This is a genomic window from Synechocystis sp. LEGE 06083 (assembly GCF_015207725.1).
GTDB classification, from domain to species: Bacteria; Cyanobacteriota; Cyanobacteriia; order Cyanobacteriales; family Microcystaceae; genus Synechocystis; species Synechocystis salina.
Genome location: NZ_JADEWJ010000274.1, coordinates 1 through 5,129, shown reverse-complemented (window position 1 = coordinate 5,129; position 5,129 = coordinate 1). Strand labels below are relative to the sequence as shown.

Here is a 5,129-nt window from a genome sequence, read left to right as displayed (position 1 = left end):
CACCGTTTCAGCTACTTCAGTGAATAGATCTTTTTCAGCCTGGAAAAAACCGTATTTTTGTAAGCTTTTGCCGGGATGGCGGGCCAGGGTGCGTTGGGGAATAAATGATTCCCGGGGATATTTGGCAAAGGTGGCCAGGGTGGCACAGGTTAGTTGCAGTCCCCCTGGGCGATGGGGTAAACCAAGCCTAGTTAAAATACGAAAGCCCTGAGCATTGCCTTCAAAGCGGTCAAAATCAGCTTTTTGTAAAGGATTAATCAGGGCACCGGAACGATTTTTGCGGGCATACCATTTTTGGAAAGCGGTTTGAATGGCATCTTCCCCGGCATGGCCAAAGGGAGGATTGCCAATGTCGTGGGCTAGGCAGGCCGCAGAAAGAATATCACCAAAGTCCGCCGCTTCGATCGCCTGGAGTTGATGGCGTTTAATCACCTGATCCCCCACCATACGCCCTAGGGAACGACCCACACAGGACACCTCCAAACTGTGGATCAGACGGGTGCGGACATCGGCATTTTTGGATAGGGGAAAAACCTGGGTTTTATCCTTCAGGCGGCGGAAAGCCGTGGAATAGACAATGCGGTCATAATCTTTGAGGAAAGAGGTGCGCTCAAACTGATGCTCCTCCAACTGTTGTTTACCGAGGCGTTTGCGGGAGAGTAATTGTTGCCATTCCATTGGGTTAATATTTTTGTTGGCCTATGGACCACGGCGACGAACCTGTTGCCACCGCAGTACTAACCCGAGGTTAACCTGTTTAGTCAACCAATAAAAAACGGTCAGAATCACCACGGTGACGCTAATGGCCAAGAGGGGGCGGTGATGGGAAAGGCTTTGGGCCAAATTATGACCCACATCTTTGGGGTCTGTGACCACATGCCAACTGTTTAAACGCAAAAATCGCCCCAGATAAATACCGATCGCCGACAACAGATGGGCCGTTAACTCCATGGGTAAAATCCAGGCTGACCATTGCCGTTGCTCCAGATAGTAACTGGCATTGAGCAGGGACATGACGTAGCATTGCCAACCCACATTCAAGAAGATAAAAAATTGGGGGGTGGCAGTAAAAATCATGATGCTGGTCGGTATTCCCCGCCGCACCAGTTGGAAGTAATGGATAATGTCGGTCAAAATGTAAGGGGCATTGGGCAAAAAGGCGATAAATACCGCAAAAATTACCCACCATAGTGGCGATCGGGGCCATGGTTGGCGTTGGGGATTATGCCAACGGAATAACCAAACACTGAGCACCAGGGGAATAACAGCCAAAAAAGTGTTCCAGGCAATGCGATCGCCATTGATGGCCAACACCTGCCAAGACACCCGTAGCCAGGAAATGATTAGTTCCATACTCCTAATCCCTTAGCACGTAGCCCACCCCCCGCACTGTCTGAATTAAACGGGGTTCCCCCGCCGCCTCCAACTTCAACCGTAGGTAACGGATATAAACTTCAATAATGTTGGAATCCCCCATAAAATCGTAGCCCCAGACCCGTTCCAAAATTTGTTCCCTGGTCAACACCTGGCGGGCATGGGAGAGGAGATAGTCCAAAAGCTCAAACTCCTTGGCGGTGAGATCAATCAGGCGATCGCCCCGTTGAATTTCCCTTGTACTGCGATTGAAGCGTAGATCGGCAAATTGCAGCACTTCATCGCTAGCCGTGTGGGTACGACGCAATTGCACCCGGATGCGGGCAAAAAACTCATCGGAGTTAAAGGGTTTGACAATGTAGTCATCGGCACCGGCATCAAGCCCCATCACCCGTTCTTCCACGTCGTCCTTGGCTGTGATCAGGATAACAGGAATGCGACTGCCCATCTGCCGTAGTCGTCGGCATAGCTCCGCTCCAGACAGCCCTGGTAGGGCTGCGTCCACAATGATTAAATCGGGGGGAAATTCCTGGGCTTGGGTAAGGCCCTTCAGACCATCCCTAGCCACACTGACATCGTAGCCTTCATATTTGAGTTCCAACTCCATAAATCGGGCTAACTTTTCTTCCTCTTCCACAACTAGAACACGGTGACTCATGGCAAACTAGGCGATCGCATAGCAAATATGTTCATCGTACTGCCCCCGCTGCGGATTTTAACCTGGGTAGGGCTAGGGAAAAGGGCTCAAAAAGCTGCAACTGCTCAAAACCATGGCACAGAAAAACTCCGTCTTGGGGCAGCGGCCAACGAATTTAATTCTCTATTTGATACTTTCTAAGTGCCGTAACGATCCCGCAGGTCTTGGTTGAGGTGGGAGCGATCGCCCATCACTTCGATCAAGGGGCCGTGCTTAGACATGGTGATAATACTCACCGCCGCCACGGGCATACCGATACGGTCTCGAAAACGGCCGATGTCAATGCCCAACAGACTACAGAGCATAATGCGGATGGTGGACTTATGGGATACCACCAACACATTACCGTCGGTGAAAGTTTGTTCGATTTCCTCTAGCACCTCAGAGCTACGACGGGCGATATCAATGCCCTTTTCTCCCTCAGAAGGAGCATTCCAACCCGGATCCGCCAGCCAACGGACATAATCATCGTGAAATTCTTGATTCACTTCCGCTGGGGTTTTCCCTTCCCATTCCCCGTAGGCAATTTCCTTCAGACCGTCCCGTTTTTGGATAGGTACATTGATCAGCTCACTCAGGGGAGTTGCCGTGGCCATGGTGCGGTGTAGGGGGCTGGCAAAAATAGCCGTCCAATGAACATCCTTGTAAGCTTCGGCAAATTGGTGGGCCATTTGATAGCCATGGCTAGTGAGGTCAATGTCCAGGCGGCCGCAAAAAGTCCCTGTTTGGCTAGAAGTGGTTTCGCCATGGCGGAGAAAATAGAGATTAAGGGTCATAATAGCTGATGGATTTTTGGAGATAGTTTGGACTGGGTTCTGGTTCACCCACTGGCTTGGAGTTAACTAGCCCCAATCCCGGCAAGATTGTTAGCGAGGCTTCCGGTTCATGTCAAGGGAAGAATAGTTGCCATGATTCAACTATGGCCCCACCCGACGCCAAACACAGTAGGGGCAATCGTTTTCCCCCACTGCACCAAATTTCATGTACTGTCCCGGCAAAACATTTTCAAATTTAATCGTTTTGGTGTCACCTTCTTTGGTGCATTGGGCTATGACCACAGTGACAGTACTAGAGTTCACTTGACAGTCGATGGTGGTAACTTCCCCGGTACCGGCAACGCTCATCTGTAATTGGTTCCCGGCAATTTTGAGGGAGACCATGCCAAACATAAAGTTGAGCAGTCCGGACAGCGCTTCGATGTCTTCCTCTGGTTTGTATTCAGGGCTTTGCCGGTAGTCTGCCATGGTTTTTTCGTAATCGAATTTCCAGGTGCCCTGAAAAGCTTGCAATCCATTGCCCAACGTTGCCCCAAGACCACCACTAAGAGGGCTACTGGGACTACTGTTACCTGCTTTGGGGGCCATGGTGGGGGGCAAACTTTCCCAACAGCGGGAATCGTACTGGGCTAGTTCCCCCATCTCAGCGCAATCTAAGGCGATCGCCGGGGAGGCCATGGCCAGGGTTCCGACCACAACACTAACAATGGCAGAGGCCAGTGCAGTGCAGGAAAATCGGCCGACAGAGAAAAAATACTGTTTGGGCATGGAGATAAAGGGGAAAGCTGAAACAATGGCTAGGGCGAGAAGGGCCAACGGACTAGAAATGGCGATCGGGAGCCGGAACGGTATGATGATGCCCATGGCTCCTGCCTATGACCTAAACAATCTCCACCCACTTTATGGATGGCTTATTCGCACCAATTCCGAGTAATCCTTTAATCGACTTCACCATTCTATTATTGGTGACCCTGATTCTGCCGCCAATTTTTGAGCGTCTCAAGTTACCAGGATTGGTGGGACTTTTGTTCGCTGGCATTGTGCTGGGCAAAAGTGGTCTAGGAATATTAGATCAGGATTCGGAAAGCATCAAGCTCTTCACCGACATTGGCAAAATTTATCTGATGTTTGTGGCGGGATTGGAAATTGATATGGTGGACTTCCGCCGCACCCGCAACCGTTCTTTGCTCTATGGTTGCCTCACCTTTGCCATTCCTTTACTGACGGGGTTGGCCGTGGGTCAACTTTTTGGCTATTCCCTCAATGCATCTGTGTTGATGGGTTCCCTATTTGCCTCCCATACCCTGTTGGGCTACCCCATTGTGCAGCGGTTGGGCATTGTGCGAAATCAAGCAGTGATGGTCACCATTGGGGCCACCATTTTCACCGATATTGCCGCTCTGTTAGTTTTGGCCATCTGTATTTCCATCCACAGTGGTAGTTTTTCCCCGGCGGGTTTGGTGGTGCAGTTGGTGGCGATCGCCGGATACAGTGCCTTGGTGTTAGTCGGCTTTGATTGGGCAGGGAAGGAATATTTTCGTCGCACCGGGGATGAGCAGAGTAATCAATTTCTCTTCGTACTGTTGGCGGTGTTCCTTGCTTCCGTGGGCTCGGAATTGATCAATGTAGATAAAATTGTTGGAGCCTTCCTGGCCGGGCTGGCGGTGAACGATGTGTTGGGCAAAGGGCCAGTCAAGGAAAAAGTCGAGTTTTTGGGAACTACCCTATTCATTCCCTTTTTCTTTATTGGCATTGGGCTGTTGTTGGATTTACCGGCTTTTATGGTTACCCTCACCACCCTTTTTCCCCTGGTGGTGGCCATTGTGGGAGGGCTGATCATCTCCAAGGGGGTGGCGGCTATCCTTGCCCAACTGAAATTGGGCTATACCTGGGCCGAGGGTCTAACCATGTGGTCCCTTTCCATTCCCCAGGTGGCGGCCACATTGGCGGCGGCGGTGGCCGGTTATCAAGCCATTAATGCCTCTGGCGATCGCCTGGTGTCGGAAACAGTATTGAACACCATCATTGTGCTGATGCTGATCACGTCCATCATTGGCCCCCTGATGACAGCCAAGTTTGCCACCAAAATTCCGCCCCCCAATAGTCTCTCTAACCTCGAAGATGACTCGGCCTTACCGGGGGAAAATGGCGAAATTACCCTGGTGCCCCCCAAAGCTTCCACCTTTACGGTTCTAGTGCCCACCCAGAATCCCCAAACCCTGAGCTATTTGTTGGAAATGGGAGCCCTGATCGCCCGCCATGAAAGTGGCGTGGTAATTCCC

The 5,129-nt window shown here is 51.1% G+C and carries 7 protein-coding genes; 2 read left to right on the top strand and 5 right to left on the bottom strand.

Annotated elements, in window-relative coordinates:
• The 3 genes from dgt to IQ219_RS16595 all read right to left on the bottom strand — a co-directional run.
• On the bottom strand, positions 1–678 hold a 678-nt coding region (gene dgt, locus IQ219_RS16605; protein ID WP_194073338.1), incomplete at its 3' end, for a dGTP triphosphohydrolase.
• A gap of 21 nt (positions 679–699) precedes the next feature.
• Positions 700–1,353: a DUF1361 domain-containing protein gene (locus IQ219_RS16600; protein WP_194073337.1), complete on the bottom strand. Its 654-nt coding sequence runs from the start codon at positions 1,351–1,353 to the stop codon at positions 700–702.
• Positions 1,354–1,357: 4 nt separating this feature from the next.
• A complete protein-coding gene (locus IQ219_RS16595) occupies positions 1,358–2,032 on the bottom strand; it encodes a response regulator transcription factor (protein WP_190595783.1) in 675 nt (224 codons plus the stop codon).
• Between IQ219_RS16595 and IQ219_RS16590 the strand changes: the two genes are divergently transcribed.
• Positions 2,024–2,212 carry a hypothetical protein gene (locus tag IQ219_RS16590; RefSeq protein ID WP_194073336.1) on the top strand — a complete coding sequence of 63 codons (189 nt, stop codon included), beginning with the start codon at positions 2,024–2,026 and terminating at the stop codon, positions 2,210–2,212. The genes IQ219_RS16595 and IQ219_RS16590 overlap by 9 nt on opposite strands.
• Here the strand turns inward: IQ219_RS16590 and IQ219_RS16585 are convergent.
• Both IQ219_RS16585 and IQ219_RS16580 read right to left on the bottom strand, forming a co-directional pair.
• Positions 2,209–2,847: a histidine phosphatase family protein gene (locus IQ219_RS16585; RefSeq protein ID WP_190595779.1), complete on the bottom strand. Its 639-nt coding sequence runs from the start codon at positions 2,845–2,847 to the stop codon at positions 2,209–2,211. The genes IQ219_RS16590 and IQ219_RS16585 overlap by 4 nt on opposite strands.
• 141 nt (positions 2,848–2,988) lie before the next feature.
• Positions 2,989–3,711 carry a hypothetical protein gene (locus tag IQ219_RS16580; RefSeq protein ID WP_228017242.1) on the bottom strand — a complete coding sequence of 241 codons (723 nt, stop codon included), beginning with the start codon at positions 3,709–3,711 and terminating at the stop codon, positions 2,989–2,991.
• A gap of 38 nt (positions 3,712–3,749) precedes the next feature.
• Here IQ219_RS16580 and IQ219_RS16575 point away from each other — a divergent pair.
• Positions 3,750–5,129 (top strand): cation:proton antiporter (locus IQ219_RS16575; RefSeq protein WP_194073335.1); only part of this gene is annotated, 1,380 nt, incomplete at its 3' end.